13 protein-coding genes, 1 pseudogene and 1 riboswitch are annotated in these 14,968 nt (G+C 73.6%); of the genes and pseudogenes, 3 read left to right on the forward strand and 11 right to left on the reverse strand.

The annotated features are described in order from the left end of the window. Window positions 1-455 precede the first annotated feature (455 nt). The 3 genes and pseudogenes from cobC to AB0J02_RS15595 form a co-directional block, all read right to left on the reverse strand. Window positions 456-1,541 (reverse strand): Rv2231c family pyridoxal phosphate-dependent protein CobC, encoded by a 1,086-nt coding sequence (gene cobC / locus AB0J02_RS15585; protein ID WP_363194258.1) that lies wholly within the window; start codon window positions 1,539-1,541, stop codon window positions 456-458. Between the two features lie 81 nt (window positions 1,542-1,622). Continuing rightward, a pseudogene (locus AB0J02_RS15590) lies at window positions 1,623-1,808 on the reverse strand (CbiX/SirB N-terminal domain-containing protein); the annotation flags it as partial. Window positions 1,809-2,002: 194 nt separating this feature from the next. Next, window positions 2,003-2,413 (reverse strand): cobalamin biosynthesis protein, encoded by a 411-nt coding sequence (locus AB0J02_RS15595; protein ID WP_363194173.1) that lies wholly within the window; start codon window positions 2,411-2,413, stop codon window positions 2,003-2,005. A gap of 27 nt (window positions 2,414-2,440) precedes the next feature. On the opposite strand from AB0J02_RS15595, the gene AB0J02_RS15600 reads away from it, so the two are divergent. Continuing rightward, a complete protein-coding gene (locus AB0J02_RS15600) occupies window positions 2,441-3,172 on the forward strand; it encodes a ZIP family metal transporter (RefSeq protein WP_363194174.1) in 732 nt (243 codons plus the stop codon). 2 nt (window positions 3,173-3,174) lie between these two features. Here the strand turns inward: AB0J02_RS15600 and AB0J02_RS15605 are convergent, their stop codons facing one another. The 8 genes from AB0J02_RS15605 to AB0J02_RS15640 form a co-directional block, all read right to left on the reverse strand. Continuing rightward, window positions 3,175-4,560 carry a cobyrinate a,c-diamide synthase gene (locus tag AB0J02_RS15605; protein ID WP_363194175.1) on the reverse strand — a complete coding sequence of 462 codons (1,386 nt, stop codon included), beginning with the start codon at window positions 4,558-4,560 and terminating at the stop codon, window positions 3,175-3,177. After that, window positions 4,557-5,165 (reverse strand): cob(I)yrinic acid a,c-diamide adenosyltransferase, encoded by a 609-nt coding sequence (gene cobO / locus AB0J02_RS15610; protein ID WP_363194176.1) that lies wholly within the window; start codon window positions 5,163-5,165, stop codon window positions 4,557-4,559. The genes AB0J02_RS15605 and cobO overlap by 4 nt, the downstream gene beginning before the upstream one ends. Further along, on the reverse strand, window positions 5,165-7,225 hold the full coding sequence (locus tag AB0J02_RS15615) for a putative cobaltochelatase (protein ID WP_363194177.1): 2,061 nt from the start codon (window positions 7,223-7,225) through the stop codon (window positions 5,165-5,167). Before AB0J02_RS15615 ends, cobO begins: the two co-directional genes overlap by 1 nt. A 217-nt stretch (window positions 7,226-7,442) precedes the next feature. Further along, on the reverse strand, window positions 7,443-8,960 hold the full coding sequence (locus AB0J02_RS15620; RefSeq protein WP_363194178.1) for a cobyric acid synthase: 1,518 nt from the start codon (window positions 8,958-8,960) through the stop codon (window positions 7,443-7,445). Continuing rightward, window positions 8,957-9,928 (reverse strand): cobalamin biosynthesis protein, encoded by a 972-nt coding sequence (locus AB0J02_RS15625; RefSeq protein ID WP_363194259.1) that lies wholly within the window; start codon window positions 9,926-9,928, stop codon window positions 8,957-8,959. Before AB0J02_RS15625 ends, AB0J02_RS15620 begins: the two co-directional genes overlap by 4 nt. A gap of 58 nt (window positions 9,929-9,986) precedes the next feature. Further along, a riboswitch (cobalamin riboswitch) is annotated at window positions 9,987-10,059 on the reverse strand. Between the two features lie 398 nt (window positions 10,060-10,457). Beyond that, window positions 10,458-10,679, reverse strand: coding sequence for a hypothetical protein (locus AB0J02_RS15630; RefSeq protein WP_363194179.1), 222 nt, complete (start codon window positions 10,677-10,679; stop codon window positions 10,458-10,460). 16 nt (window positions 10,680-10,695) lie between these two features. After that, the gene (locus AB0J02_RS15635) at window positions 10,696-11,970 is read right to left on the reverse strand and encodes an inorganic phosphate transporter (RefSeq protein ID WP_363194180.1); all 1,275 of its coding nucleotides are present in this window, start codon (window positions 11,968-11,970) and stop codon (window positions 10,696-10,698) included. 202 nt (window positions 11,971-12,172) lie between these two features. Continuing rightward, window positions 12,173-12,916: a lysozyme gene (locus AB0J02_RS15640; protein ID WP_363194181.1), complete on the reverse strand. Its 744-nt coding sequence runs from the start codon at window positions 12,914-12,916 to the stop codon at window positions 12,173-12,175. Window positions 12,917-13,062: 146 nt separating this feature from the next. On the opposite strand from AB0J02_RS15640, the gene AB0J02_RS15645 reads away from it, so the two are divergent. Next, window positions 13,063-13,716 (forward strand): class II aldolase/adducin family protein, encoded by a 654-nt coding sequence (locus AB0J02_RS15645; RefSeq protein WP_363194182.1) that lies wholly within the window; start codon window positions 13,063-13,065, stop codon window positions 13,714-13,716. A gap of 109 nt (window positions 13,717-13,825) precedes the next feature. Further along, window positions 13,826-14,953, forward strand: coding sequence for an alpha/beta fold hydrolase (locus AB0J02_RS15650; RefSeq protein ID WP_363194183.1), 1,128 nt, complete (start codon window positions 13,826-13,828; stop codon window positions 14,951-14,953). Window positions 14,954-14,968 lie beyond the last annotated feature (15 nt).

A 14,968-nucleotide genomic window follows, 5' to 3' on the forward strand; every position in this document is an offset into this window, starting at 1 on the left:
GGGCCTGTTGGGGGGTGCGGGGATTGGCGTGAGTAGCGACGGCGTGCGGGAACGGGCTTGCGGCGGGGGGCCGTTGGAGGGCGTGTCGTACGGGAACGGGCGCGTGGCGGGGGCCTGTTGGGGGGTGCGGGGATTGGCGTGAGTAGCGACGGCGTGCGGGAACGGGCGTGCGGCGGGGGGCCGTTGGAGGGCGTGTCGTACGGGAACGGGCGCGTGGCGGGTGTCTGTTGGGGGGTGCGGGGGTCGGCGTGAGTAGCGACGGCGTGCGGGAACGGGCGTGCGGCGGGGGTCGTTGGAGGGCGTGCCGTACGGGAACGGGCGCGCGGCGGGGACCCCGTTAGGGGGCGCGGGGAACGGCGCGAGCAACCACGACGTACCGCAACGCGCACACGGCCCCCCGGCAGGGAACCGCGAGCAACCCGGGCCCACCCCGTAACCCGGCGGAGCCCCCCGCCTCAACCGCCCAGCGCCTCCCTCAACGCCGCCACAAACCCCGCACTGACCCCCCGATCCCGCACAGCGACCCGCACCCAATCCGCCCCCAGCCCCGGAAACGTATCGCCCCGCCGCACAGCAAGACCGCGCCCACGCAACTGCTCCCGCACAGCGCGAGCGCCCGGTACCCGTACCAGCACGAACGGCCCCTCCGCAGGGCCCGCCACCGACACCCCGAGACCGGCCAACTCCCGCAGCAGGCCCACCAGATACTCCCGGTCCGCCGCGACGGCCAGCGCCGCGTCGGCCGCCTCGGAGACCCCGCGCGCCGACACGCACGCCTGCGCGGCCGCCAGCGCGGGCGACGACACCGGCCACAACGGCTGAGCGTGCTCCAGCGCAGCCACCACCTGCGGCTCGGCCAGCACGTACCCGATGCGCAGGCCCGCCAGCCCCCACGTCTTCGTCAGGCTCCGCAGCACCACGAGACCGGGCACGTCCGTCCGCCCGGCCAGGGACTCCCGTTCACCCGGTACGGCGTCCATGAACGCCTCGTCGACGACGAGCACCCGCCCCGGCCGCGCGAGCCGGGCCACATCCTCGGCGGGATGCAGCACGGACGTCGGGTTCGTCGGATTGCCGACGACCACCAGATCGGCGTCCCGGGGCACCAGCGAGGCGTCGAGCCGGAACCCGTCCTCCTCCCGCAACAGCACCCGCCCGACCGCGTGCCCGGCATCCGCCAGCGCCGCCTCCGGTTCCGTGAACTGCGGATGGACCACCACCGGGCGCCGCACCCGAAGCGCCCGCGCCAGCAGGACGAACGCCTCGGCCGCCCCGGCCGTGAGCAGGACCCGCTCCACCGGCACCCCGTGCCGCGCGGCCACCGCCGCCCGCGCCGCCCGCCCGTCCGGATACGCCGCGAGGCCTTCCAGTGAGCCGGCGAGATGTTCCCGCAGCCACGTGGGTGGCGTACCGGTACGGACGTTCACGGCGAGGTCCGTCAACTTCTCGCCGTCGTCCCGCACTTCCGCGTCCCCGTGATGCCGGAGGTCGGGCCCGCCCGCCGCGTTCGACGGCCCGTCGGGGAACGTCCCGCGCCGCACCTCCACCTCCGGGCGCGCGTCGGCCCACCCCGAGGCATGCGCCCAGAACCGGTCCGACGGCAGCGCCTCGTACGGCAGCACGACCACCCGCCGCGCCCCGAGCGCCGCACACCGGTCGAGCCCCGAGGGCACGTCCGGCGCCGCCACCGACACAAAGGCGGGTTCGACCCCGGCGTACCCGCTGCCCTCCCACAACAGCCGTGCCGCCGCGCAGAGTTCGGCATTGACCGCGGGGTCGGCGGAGCCCTGCCCGACGAGCAGGACCATCACGTCGGCCCGGTCGTACGGGCCGCGGGCGTCGTCGAGCCGCCGCTCCAGGGCGGCGAGCTGGGCCGGGGGCGGAGTGTGCACGGGACGGGCTCCTTGCGGGGGACGTACGGGAAGACGTACAGGGGGCGTACGCAGTCTGAACACGAAAGTCACGAAAAGACGGGGCGCGGAAGGCGGAGAGGGACCGGACCCTACCCGGCCCGGGCCACGGCGCACGTCACCCGTCCGGCCCCGCCACCCGCCCCCGCCGAGATCCGTTTGGGTACGAGCAGCTCACCCCCGCCGGCGAGCGCGGCCGCCTCGGCGACCGACGGCGTGCCCACCGCACCGCGCGCCCTCCGCGAAGGGTGCGGGACCGGCACGGCGGCGAGCAGCCCGGCGGCGTACGTCACCAGAGGCACCCCGAGCGCCGCGGCCGCCGCCACGATCCCGGGCTCCCGCCCCTTCGCGTCGACCGTCGCGAGCGCCACCACGTCGCCCGCCCCGGCCCCCGCCTCCGCCAGGACGGACCGGACGAGCCCCAGCACCTCGTCGGAGGCCGCCCCGGCGCGCGCCCCGACCCCGACGACCACGGCGTCCGGACGGTGTCGGATGTGCGCCACGGGGGTCGGATGGGTTAGGCAGGGCCTATGGCGGTGTTCGTGGCGCTCGGCGCTTTTGTGATGACCCTGGTCGGCGGCTGGACCGCGAGGCGGGTCACCGACCGGCGCCACCTGGTGCTCGGTCTGGCGGGTGGGCTGATGCTCGGCGTGGTCGGCCTCGACCTGCTCCCGGAGGCCCTGGACGCGGCGGGCGGACCGGTCTTCGGGGTGCCGGCGGCGCTGCTGCTGTTCGTCGCGGGGTTCCTCGGCGCGCACGTCCTGGAACACCTCCTCGCCCAGCGCCAGGCCGCTCACGGTGGCGACGAGCACGAGCACGGCAGAGCCCCCGAGGTCGGCCTCACGGCGGCCGGGGCGATGGTCGGGCACAGCATGATGGACGGCATCGCGATCGGCGCCGCGTTCCAGGTGGGCGGCGGCATGGGCCTCGCCGTGGCGCTGGCGGTGATCGCGCACGACTTCGCCGACGGCTTCAACACGTACACGATCACGCGCCTGTACGGGAACGCCCGCCGCAAGGCGACGATGATGCTGCTCGCCGACGCGGCGGCCCCGGTGGTGGGCGCCGCGTCGACGCTCCTGTTCACCATTCCGGAGCAACTGCTCGGCGGCTATCTCGGATTCTTCGGCGGAGTGCTGCTGTACCTGGCCGCCGCCGAGATCCTGCCCGAGGCCCACCACGACCACCCCGCCCGCTCGACACTGCTGTGCACGGTCGCGGGAGCGGCGTTCATCTGGCTCGTCGTGGGCCTCGCCGGCTGAGCTCACGGCGCCGCGCACCGGTCCACGATGCGCCGGGCGATGTCCGGCAGCGCCGCCCAGTGGGTGTGCAGATAGCTGGCGTGCACCCCCTGCTGTACGAAGCCCTCGACGCGCGGTGCCGGCAGCCGCATGCCCCACGCGGGCGCGGGCCCGGCGCCCGGTTCGAGGGCGGTGCGGTGGAACTCGTGGCCGCGCAGCCGGGCGCCGGCCGGGGCGAGCACGCTGTCGGAGACGGCGACGGCGTCCCGGTAGCCGAGCGTGAGCCGGCTCGTCATCCGCGCGTCCGCGTCCAGCACGCCGCACATCTCCTGGCCGTCGAGGGACCGCGACAGGTACAGCAGGCCCGCGCATTCGGCGACGACGGGGGCGCCGGTGCGGGCCAGTTCCGCGACGGCCTTGCGGAGCCGGCCGTTGGCGGAGAGCTCGGGGGCGTAGACCTCCGGGAAGCCGCCGCCGATGACGATCGCGGCGGTGCCCTCCGGGAGCTGTTCGTCATGGAGCGGGTCGAAGGTGGCCACCCGGGCGCCCGCCGCGGTGAGCAGTTCGGCGTGCTCGGCGTAGGAGAAGGTGAAGGCGGGGCCGCCGGCCACCGCCACGACCGGGGCGGCGGCGCGCGGCCCGGCCGGCCGCTTCTCCTGGGGTGCGGGACTCCACGCCTCCGTCACCAGCGGCGGAGCCGTACGTGCCAGCGCCAGCAGGCCCTCCAGATCGCAGCCCTCGCGCACCATCGCCGCGGCCGCGCGCACCGAACCCACCGCATCGGAACTCCGCTCGGCCACCGGGACGAGCCCCAGGTGCCGTGCGGGCGTGGCCACTTGAGGTACCCGGCGCAACGCGCCGAAGACCGGCACACCGACCTCCTCCAGGGCCTCCCGGAGCAGCAGCTCGTGCCGCTCCGAACCGACCTTGTTGAGGATGACGCCCGCGAGCCGTACCTGTGGGTCGAACGAGGCGAAGCCGTGCACCAGCGCCGCCACCGAACGCGACTGCGACGAGGCGTCGACGACCAGCACGACGGGCGCCTTGAGCAGCTTGGCGACATGAGCCGTCGAGGCCAGCTCGCCCTGCCCCGAGGCGCCGTCGAACAAGCCCATCACGCCTTCCACGACGGCCAGTTCGCAGCCCTGCGCGCCGTGCGCGAACAGCGGGCCGACGAGGTCGGGCCCGCACATGTACGCGTCCAGGTTCCGGCCGGGACGTCCCGTCGCGAGGGCGTGGTAGCCCGGGTCGATGTAGTCGGGCCCGACCTTGTGCGGCGACACGGCGAGACCGCGCTCGGCGAACGCGGCCATCAGGCCCGTCGCCACGGTCGTCTTGCCGGACCCGGACGCGGGCGCGGCGATGACCAGCCGCGGAACGTCCACGGTCGCCCCGGTCGTGCCTGTCACCACTCGATGCCCCGCTGGCCCTTCTGGCCCGCGTCCATCGGGTGCTTCACCTTCGACATGTCGGTGACGAGATCCGCGAACTCGACCAGTTTCTCAGGGGCGTTGCGGCCCGTGATGACGACGTGCTGCGTGCCGGGCCGGTTGCGCAGCACCTCCACCACCTCGTCCACGTCGATCCAGCCCCAGTGCATCGGATACGCGAACTCGTCGAGCACGTACAGCTTGTACGTCTCGGCGGCCAGGTCCCGCTTCACCTGCTCCCAGCCCTCGCGGGCCTTCTCCTCGTTGTCGGAGTTGTCGCCGTGGATGCCGCGCTGCACCCACGACCAGCCCTCGCCCATCTTGTGCCAGTCGACGGTGCCGCCCTCGCCGGAGGCGCCGAGGACCTTCAGCGCGTTCTCCTCGCCGACCTTCCACTTCGCCGACTTGACGAACTGGAACACCCCGATCGGCCAGCCCTGGTTCCAGGCCCGCAGCGCGAGCCCGAACGCGGCCGTCGACTTGCCCTTGCCGATGCCGGTGTGCACGAACACCAGCGGGCGGTTGCGGCGCTGACGTGTCGTCAGCCCGTCGTCCGGTACGACACTCGGCTGTCCCTGCGGCATCAGGCGGCCCTCCTGCGGGTCTGGTTCGTTCCCTGTACGTCCTTGACGAGTCCGGCGATGGCGTCGGCCCGCAGTTCCTCCAACGTGACGGCGGAGCCGCCGAGTTGACCGGCCAGCTGCCCGGCGAGCCCGAGCCGCACCATGCCCGACTCGCAGTCGACGACGACGGACGCCGTCCCCTCGACGGCGTGCAGTCCGGCCGCGCGGCCGGCCAGCTTCACCGGCTCGGGCCCGCCCGTGGCCCGCCCGTCGGTCACCACGACCATCAGCGGCCGCCGCGCCGGGTCCCGCAGCCGCTCGACGCGCAGCACCTCGTGCGCCTTGAGCAGCCCCGCGGCCAGCGGCGTGCGCCCACCTGTCGGCAGCGATTCGAGCCGGGCCGCGGCCGTGTCCACGCTCGACGTCGGCGGCAGCGCCACCTCGGCCCCCGTCCCGCGGAACGTCACGAGCCCCACCTTGTCGCGCCGCTGGTACGCGTCGAGCAGCAGCGACAGCACGGCGCCCTTCACGGCGCCCATCCGCTGCCGCGCGGCCATCGACCCGGAGGCGTCCACGACGAAGAGGACCAGATTTCCCTCGCGACCCTCCCGGGTGGCCTGCCGCAGGTCGTCGCGGCGCACCACGAGCCCGCGCCCCGACCGTCCGCGCGCCCGCTGATGCGGCGCGGCCGCCTGCACCGTGGCGGCCAGGTGCAGCTTGGTCAGGGTGCCCCGGGGCCGGACGGCGCCCGTCGTGCGGCCGTGCTCGGTCCGCGCCCTGGACCGCCGCCCGGCGGCCCCCTCGCCCAGACCCGGGACGCTCAGCATCTTCGTACGGAACGGCTCACCGGCCGAGACGGCCCGCTGCTCCCGGGCGCCGCCGGGCGCGGGCGCGCCCGCCGGCTCCTCGGCGGCCTCCCGCGGCTCGGCGCCGTCCGCCTCGGGCCCGTCCTGCGAGGACCCGTCCTGCTCAGGGCCGTCCTGCGGGCCGTTCCGGGGCGGCAGGCCGCCGCCACCGCCGGGGCCCCCGTCGTCCGGGCCGTCGCCCCCGGGATCGTCATCGGGGTCGTCGGGCCCGAACTCGTCCAGGGTCTCGTCGAGCTTGTCCTCGTCGAGGCCCGGCGCGTCGAAGGGATTGCGGCGCCGCCGGTGCGGGAGCGCGAGCAGCGCGGCCTGCCGCACGTCCTCCGCGAGCACATCGGTGCGCCCCGCCCACGCGGCGAGCGCGGTCGCGGTACGGGCCATCACGATGTCGGCCCGCATCCCGTCCACCTCGAACGCGGCACACGTCGCGGCGATCCGGGTCAACGCCCCGTCACCGAGGCGCACTTGGGGCAGCAGGGCGCGGGCGGCGGCGATCCGCTCGCGCACGCCGGCCTCCTCGCCGGCCCAGCGCGCGGTGAAGCCCTCGGGGTCGTCGTCGTAGGCGAGCCGCCGCTTGACGACCTGCACGCGCTGCTCCGGCTCCCGCGACGCGGCGACCTCCACGGTCAGCCCGAACCGGTCGAGCAACTGCGGCCGCAGCTCGCCCTCCTCGGGGTTCATCGTCCCGACGAGGAGGAAGCGCGCCGCATGCCGTACGGAGACGCCCTCGCGCTCGACGTAGGAGGCGCCCATGGCCGCGGCGTCGAGGAGCAGGTCGACCAAGTGGTCGTGGAGCAGGTTCACCTCGTCGACGTAGAGGATCCCGCGGTGCGCGTCGGCGAGCAGCCCCGGCTCGAAGGCCTTCACGCCCTCGGAGAGCGCCCGCTCGATGTCGAGCGCGCCGACGAGCCGGTCCTCGGACGCGCCGACCGGCAACTCGACCATGCGCGCGGCCCGGTGAACTCCCGGGCCGACCTCGTGCGGACCGTCCGGGCACTGCGGGTCGGGCGCGGCCGGGGCGCACGAGAACCGGCATCCGGGGACGACGTCCACATCGGGCAGCAGCGCCGAAAGGGCCCGCACGGCAGTGGACTTGGCGGTCCCCTTCTCGCCGCGCACCAGTACACCGCCGACGGCGGGGGAGACGGCGTTCAGCAACAGGGCGAGCCGCAGGTCGTCCTGGCCGACGAGGGCGGTGAACGGGTACGGGGTGGGCATCAGCCGTCATCCTCCGATGAGTTGAGGCGCCCCGTGAGGGGCGCGGGGCTGTATCGATGAGCGGCTCCGCCGCGGGCCGCGAGAGTGCGTGCCGGGCGTCGCCGGGCAGAGGGGAGTTTGCAGACGGGCCCTAGGGGGGACCGGGGGCGCAGCCCCCGGGGCCGGGTCGGGTCGGGGCGGCGGGGGCGACCTCCCAGGGCTGCATGCGCGACGACACTCACGACGGGGCCCCCGGCGGAACAAACGGCAACCCGGCCGGGGCCCCGCCTTCGATCAGCCGCCACAAAGCCTCCGTATCGGCATACCGCTCCACCAGATCCCCGAGCCGGTCCAGCTGCTCCTCCCGCAACGCGGCGAACGACGTGTCCGGCGCCGGCACGAACCGCCGCCCGGCCGCCTCCGCGACCGCCCGCAGGAACGCCCGCCGGAACCCGTCCGACTCCAACGACCCGTGCCAGTGCGTCCCCCAGACGGCCCCCACCCGGCACCCGTCCAAGAAGGCGTCCCCGCCGAGCACCTCCGCGACCCCGTGATGGATCTCGTACCCCTCGACATACTCCCCGAGCGCCTCGCCCACCGGCCGCGCCAGGGTCTTCTCCCGCTCGAACCGCACGCGTACGGGAAGCAGCCCGAGCCCGCTCACGACACCGGCCCGTGACTCGACCTCGTCCTCGACGCGCTCCCCGAGCACCTGGAACCCGCCGCAGATGCCGAGCACCGGGCGCCCCTCGGCGGCCCGCCGCGCCAGCGCGTCCGCGAGCCCGCGCTCCCGCAGCCATTCCAGCGCCTTCACCGTTCCGCGCGTGCCCGGCACGACCACCAGATCGGCGTCCACCAGCTCCTCGGCGCGGTCCACGAACCGGACCACGACACCCGGCTCGGCGGCCAGCGCGTCGACATCCGTGAAGTTCGACATCAGCGGCACCGCGCACACGGCGACCCGCAGCACGTCCTCGCCGACGGGCGGCGCCACCACGGACTCGCGCACCGTGCCCCGCAGGGACACCCGCAGCCCGTCCTCCTCGTCGATACCGAGACCGTGCTGATAGGGGAGTACGCCGTAAGTGGGCCGTCCGGTAAGGGACTTGAGCATGTCGAGCCCGGGTTCGAGCAGGCTGACGTCACCCCGGAACTTGTTCACCAGATACCCGGCGAGCAGCTCCTGGTCCTCGGGCGCGAGCAGCGCCGTCGTACCGAAGAACGAGGCGAACACACCACCCCGGTCGATGTCCCCGACCACCAGCACCGGCAGCCGGGCCGCCCGCGCGATCCCCATGTTCACGATGTCGGTACGCCGAAGATTGATCTCGGCCGGGGAACCGGCCCCTTCACAGATCACGGCGTCATGGCTGCCCCGCAACTCCTCCAGGCATCCCACGACGGTGTCGAGCAACGCGCCCTGCCGCGCCCCGTGATAGCCCCGCGCGCTCATCTCACCCACGGGCTTGCCCATGAGCACGACCTGGCTGCTGCGGTCGCTGCCCGGTTTGAGCAGCACCGGATTCATCAGCGCGGTCGGCTCGACCCGGGCGGCCTGCGCCTGCATCGCCTGCGCCCGCCCGATCTCGGCGCCCTCGCGCGTCACGAACGAGTTCAGGGACATGTTCTGCCCCTTGAACGGCGCGACCTTCACGCCCTGCCGTACGAGCCACCGGCAGATCCCCGCGGTGACCACGCTCTTCCCGGCGTCCGACGTGGTCCCGGCGACGAGCAGCCCGCCTCCGCGCCCACTCATCGACGTCCTCGCAGAGACCCTCGCACCAACAACCGCCCGGCCACACAGACTCCCCACGCCGCCACACTCACCCGCCGCGACAACCGCGCGGCCCGCTCCACGTCCGACACCCGCACCGCGCGCCCGCGCGCGTTCAGCACGGGCCGGTGCTCGATCCTGCCCCCGTACGCCAGCGTCCCGCCGAGCCGCACCCCGAGCGCCCCCGCGAACGAGGCCTCGACGACCCCCGCGTTGGGACTCGGATGGCGCCCCGCGTCCTCGCGCCAGGCCCGGGCGGCCTCGCGCGGCCGCCCGCCCGCCAGCACGGCCAGCGCTCCCGTCAGCCGCGCCCCCGGCCACCCGGCCACATCGTCGAGCCGGGCCGAGGCCCAGCCGAACCGGCGGTATTTGAAGGACTTGTGCCCGACCATCGCGTCCAGCGTGTTCACGGCCCGGAAGGCGAGCAGGCCCGGCACCCCGCCCAGGGCGCCCCACACCAGCGCGCCCACGACGGCGTCCGAGGTGTTCTCGGCGACGGACTCGACGACCCCGCGCGCGATCCCGTCGGCGTCCAGTCCCTGCGGATCCCGGCCGCACAGCCGCGGCAGCAGCTCCCGTGCCAGCTCCACGTCCCCGGCCTCGAGCGCGGACCCGACGCCCCGCGCCTCCCGGCCCAGCGAGGTGCCGCCGAGCACGGCCCAGGTGGCGGCGGCGGTCAGCGCGACGGAGGCGGCGGGGGAGCGGCGTACGGCACGGGCGGCGAGGGCGCCGACAGCGGCGGCTCCACCCGCGCAGATCACGGTGTGCGCGGCTCCCCACCCACGGTGGTCCCGCCACAGCACACGTTCCACGGCTCCCGCGGCCCGGCCGAAACCGGCGACGGGGTGCCCTCGACGCGGATCACCGAACAGCAGGTCGGCGAGGAGTCCGGCGGCGGCACCGGACGCGAAGACGCGCTCGGCCCGCGCCGCGCCGCGCAGGGCGAACATGGCGGTAGTTGTCCTCACTCAGGGTGTCCACGCCCTGGTTCGACGAGACCGGCAGCGAGAGTTCCTGGCTCGCCCTCCCCGGAGGAGGGCTCACAGTGGCGGGACCGCGCCGGATTCGCACCGGCTTCCTCGGACTGCTGCCGTATATGGCCCGGGAAGTCCACCACGGTCCGCGAAGGCGCGTCAACTCGCCGTTGACCTGGGAGAGCGGAGTGTGGGGAGGTCCACACAGAGGCCCCGACGCGCCGGACACGCGTCCGACCCCGCCCCAGCGCGCAAAACAAAGGCGGGCCGCTACGGCACGCGACGGCAAGGGCCGCGGACGAACCGAGCAGCAGGGACAACTGGAGAGCGACGCCTGCGTGGAAGCGGCCATCGACGAGACGTACGTACAGGTACGGGACGGGAGGCCGTGCCGCCGTCCTTCTCCTCGTCCCCGCGCGGACGACGGTGGACGACGGACGACGGCGCCCCACGGACAAGGAGTCCGTGGGGCGCCGTCGTCGGTTCGGGTCGGGGCAGGTCCAAGTCAGGCCACGATCAGAAAGATTCCGTACGCCACGGCGGCCGCGCACAGCGCGAAGCACAGGTACGCGCCGGACGTGGCGACCGTCGCCGAGCCGCCGCGCTGCGCCGTGGACTCCCGCTTGGAGAGGCCCACGATGCCGAGGGTGAACAGGCCCACCAGGGCCACGGTGACCACGAGACTGACCCCGAAGACGGAGCCGAGAGCCGCCCAGTCGATCTTCATAGCTGGTCCTGCTTCCTTACAGCGTGGCGCCGGCGGGGCGCGCGGGGTCGGCCACGGCCGGGGCCGGTGCGGGGATCGTGGACTTCATCTCGGCCGATGCCCCGGACTCCACGAGCGCGGCGATCGGCGGCGGGCTGACGGCGGCGATCGCCGTGGTCACGACGCCCGCGGGCTCCTCGGCGGAGTCGGCCGCGTCGGGGGTGACGCTCGTGTGGTCGACGGAGTCGCGGCGGGACAGCTTCCAGATGACCGCGGCGCCGCTGATCAGGAGAAGCGCCGTGAGTCCGACGCCCCACGGGCCCTGCTTGGTGAGGAACTCGGCGCCCGCGCCGACGAGACCGGCGGCCGGCAGGGTCAGGCCCCACGCGACGAACATCCGGGTGGCGGTCGACCAGCGGACGACACCGCCCTTGCGGCCGAGCCCGGAACCCATCACGGCGCCGGAGCAGACCTGGGTGGTGGAGAGCGAGAAGCCGATGTGCGAGGAGGCGAGGATCGCGGTCGCGGCGCTGGTCTGCGCGGCGAAGCCCTGCTGCGGGGCGAGGTCGGTGAGGCCCTTGCCCATGGTGCGGATGATGCGCCAGCCGCCCAGGTAGGTGCCCATCGCGATGGCCATGCCGGCCGAGACGATGACCCACAGCGGCGGGTTCGCGCCCGGCGCGAGGACGCCGCCGGTGATCAGGGCGAGGGTGATGATGCCCATCGTCTTCTGCGCGTCGTTCGTGCCGTGCGCGAGGGAGACGAGGCCGGCCGAGGCGATCTGCCCGGCGCGGTAGCCCTTGGCGGTCGCCTTCTGGTCGGTCTTCTTGCTGATGCGGTAGGTGAGGCGCGTGGCGAGCATCGCGGCGAGACCGGCGACGATCGGCGCGGCGACCGCGGGCAGCAGCACCTTGGTGACGACGGTGCCGCCGTTCACCGACGACCAGCCCATCGACATGACCGCGGCGCCGATGAGGCCGCCGAACAGCGCGTGCGAGGAACTGGACGGCAGGCCGACCAGCCAGGTCAGCAGGTTCCAGAGGATGGCGCCGACGAGCGCCGCGAAGATGACCTCGGTCTTGAGGCCGTCCTCGTTGATGATGCCGCCGGAGATGGTCTTCGCGACCTCCACGGAGAGAAACGCTCCGACGAGGTTCAGCACGGCGGACATGGCCACCGCCGTCTTCGGCTTGAGGGCGCCTGTCGAGATGGTCGTCGCCATCGCGTTGGCGGTGTCGTGGAAACCGTTGGTGAAATCAAAGACCAGCGCGGTAACGATCACGATCGCAAGGAGCAGCGTGATGTGTTCCATTTACCCAGGCTTCGTTCGGACGTCAGTGGCACGATGAACGTAAGCAAGCCGAGTGAACGGAAGATGAACTGGGTCGGGCTGTGCGGTGACCGCAAGCGGAGTGCTGCCGCTCCGCTTCGTCCGGCGCGGCGGCGGAGGTTCCGGATCGGTCCCGCGGAGGGCCCGGAATCAAGGGTTCCGCGGGACTGCCGGCCCCGGTCGGCTACCCCCGGGCGAACCTCTTCAATTGGGCCATCGAGCCGTTGAACACATTCTGGTCACCCGGCAGGCTGCCGCCGTTGTCGTACTGCCAGAAGGTCCAGTACGACCACCCGGCGGGCAGCGCCCCGGAGCTCTCGTCGTAGCGGGCGAGCCACAGGGCGTGGTTGGCGGCGAAGGCCTGGCTGTTGCCGGTGCACTTCTTCCACCAGTTGTAGTTCGTGTAGATCACCGGGCGCCGCCCGGTCGCGCGCCTGACCTCGTCGCTGAAGGACCTGATCCACGAGACCATCCGGGCCTTGCTCAGGCCGTAGCACTTCTTCGCGCTGTACGGGTTGTATTCGATGTCGAGCGCGGGTGGCAGCGTCCAGCCGTCCCCCGACCAGGCCCCGCCGTTGCGCACGAAGTACGAGGCCTGCGTCCTGCCCGACGACTTGTTGGGCACGGCGAAGTGGTAGGCGCCCCGGACGATGCGGGCCTGGCGTGCGCCGTTGTACTGCTGTGTGAAGTAGGGGTTCTTGTAGGTCGTCGACTCGGTCGCCTTCACGTAGACGAACCGGGCCCCCTTGCTTTTCGCTTTACCCCAGTTGACGTGCTTCTGGTGCGAGGAGACGTCGTGGCCCCGCGGCAGGCCCGCGGCGTGTGCGGGCAGTTCTGCCAGTGCGGTCCCCCCCAGTGTCAGAGCGGCCACCGACGTCGCCGCCGCGATGGTGACGCGGCGGCGGGACGGTTTGTGATCACGAGCCATGTTTCCCCCCGGATGGCGACGTTCATGACAAATCTCCCAGAGATTACTGGAAGATCCCGTCTTGCCCGTCGAAGGCCAGCCAATGGTTCTGAGAGGGCGATCTATGCCCTTATGTCGTATTACGTATACCTGACAGGATGCGTTCCATGACGGAACTCGCGCAGGCGTGGGAAGAACTGGTGGCGACAGCCCGCAGGACAGTGAGCGACGGGCTGGTCGTGGGCACTTCCGGCAATGTCTCCGTACGCGTCGGAGAGGCCGTCCTCGTCACCCCGAGCGGCGTCCCCTACGACCGGCTCGGCCCGCGCGACCTCGTCGCCGTCGATCTCGACGGCAGACAGCACACCGGCACGCTCGCCCCCACCAGCGAACTCCCGATGCACCTGGCCGTCTACCGGCACACCGGCGCGCGCGCCGTCGTGCACACTCACGCGGTGCACGCCACCGCGGTGTCCACGCTCGTCACCGAACTCCCGCCCGTCCATTACATGACGGCGGCCCTGGGAGGCTTGGTGCGTGTCGCCCCTTATGCGACGTACGGAACGGACGAGTTGGCCGAGAACATGCTCGTCGCCCTGGCCGGACGCTCCGGGTGCCTGCTGCAGAATCACGGGACCGTCACATACGGATCCACCCTCACCGCCGCCTACGACCGCACAGCACAACTGGAGTGGATGTGCCGCCTCTGGCTCACCGCCCACTCCGTCCCCGGCCGCACCCCCTCTCTCCTCACCGACGAGCAGCTGCGGGAGGTGGGGGAGCGGCTGAGCGGCTACGGGCAGCAGCCGGGCGCCGAGTAGGCTGGCCCCTCCCCGGAAAATCCGACCCGCCCGGCACGCGGGCCGACGGGTGTCACTCCCACCCGCCGCCCCACTGGCCCGCGCGGGCCCGTCCGTCGACACTGGACGGGTGCGTACCGTCAAAGCGACAGCCGCTGCCGTCACCGCCGTGCTCGGGGTCTCCGCCGCCGCGATCGCCGCCGGCCGGCTGGCCAGCGACGCCGCGCTCAAGGCACCCGCGGGGCGCCCCCTGCCCACCGAGCCCCGGCTCACCGTCCACGCCGTCGCCGCGGGCCGGATCACCCTCACCCGTGACCTGGCCTCGCTGCGTCCCGGCACGTACGGCCTCGCCGGCGACAACTACCACGCGGTCGTCGGACCCGTGATCGAATCGGCGCCGCACGCGGCGGACACCGTCGTACGCCGCCTGGAGCGCGTCACCCACGGCACCGTCGAACCCGGCGGCAAGGGGTGGCTCACGCCGCAGGTGCACATCGGCGACCCCAAGTCCGCGCTCGGCCTCGACCACGCCGACGTCGACGTCCCGGGCGAACTCGGGGCGCTGCCCGCCTGGTTCGTGCCCGGCGTGCGCGACACCTGGGTCATCACGGTGCACGGCCTCGGCACCACGCGCGAGCACCCCATGAACGTCATGGGGTTCCTGCACCACCAGCAGTTCCCGGTGCTCTCCCTCGCCTACCGCGGCGACCTCGGCGCGCCCCGCTCCCCGGACGGCCTCGGCCACCTCGGCGAGACGGAGTGGCGCGACCTGGACGCCGCGATCCGCTACGCCGTGCGTTTCGGCGCCCGGAACGTGATCCTGCACGGCTGGTCCACGGGGGCCGCCATGGCCCTGCACGCCGCGGCGCACTCGGCGCTGCGCGACCGCGTCACGGGCCTGGTCCTCGACTCCCCGGTGCTCAGCTGGGAGGCGACGCTGCGTGCCCTGGCCGGCGCCCGGCGCACGCCGGCGCCACTGCTGCCGCTCGCGGTGCGGGCCGCGCAGGGTCGCACGGGCCTGAGCGGCGACCGGCTCACCGAGGCCGTCGACCCGCGCGCCCTCAAGGTCCCCACGCTCGTGCTGCACGGCCCCGACGACGAGGTGGCGCCCTGGGCGCCCTCCCGCAGGCTGGCGGACCGGCGCCCGGACCTGGTCACCCTGCACACGGTCGACGACGCCCCGCACAACGCGATGTGGAACGCGGACCCGGAGAGGTACGAGGAGACGCTGCGGCGCTTCCTGACACCGCTGATGTGAGCCGCCGACGGCCCC

The organism is Streptomyces sp. NPDC050264 (assembly GCF_040655895.1).
Taxonomy (GTDB): Bacteria; Actinomycetota; Actinomycetes; order Streptomycetales; family Streptomycetaceae; genus Streptomyces.